The organism is Corynebacterium kozikiae (genome assembly GCF_024580965.1).
GTDB lineage: Bacteria > Actinomycetota > Actinomycetes > Mycobacteriales > Mycobacteriaceae > Corynebacterium > Corynebacterium kozikiae.
This window is the reverse complement of record NZ_JANIKJ010000065.1, coordinates 1-391: the sequence shown is the minus strand read 5'-3', so window position 1 is coordinate 391 and position 391 is coordinate 1. Positions and strand designations below refer to the sequence as shown.

Annotated in this window: 1 protein-coding gene; it reads left to right on the top strand. The window is 66.8% G+C overall.

Translation table 11 applies throughout. The annotated features are described in order from the left end of the window. Window positions 1-391, top strand: a 391-nt coding sequence (locus NQ018_RS11350) for a molybdopterin dinucleotide binding domain-containing protein (protein ID WP_306429059.1), incomplete at both ends; no start/stop codon positions are given.

Here is a 391-nt window from a genome sequence, read left to right as displayed (position 1 = left end):
CCACTGCGCAGCAATCCGCTCAGCCCCGGCCAGGCACTGACGCTGAACAACCCGGCCGCCCGCGTATTCGCCAGCGATCGCGCACAGATCGGTTCGCCGGACGAGTTCCCGCATGTGGCCACCACCTACCGCCTGACCGAGCACTTCCACTTCTGGACCAAGCACGGCAAGTTGAACGCCATCATCCAGCCCGAGCAGTTCGTCGAGATCGGCGCGGCCTTGGCCGACGAGCTGGGCATCAGCAACGGCAGCCGCGTGCGGGTCAGTTCCAAGCGTGGCCACATCGAAGCGGTGGCGATGGTGACCAAGCGCATCAAGGCCCTGCAGATCGATGGCCGGACCGTGCACCAGGTGGGCGTGCCGATCCACTGGGGCTTCCTCGGTGCGGCCA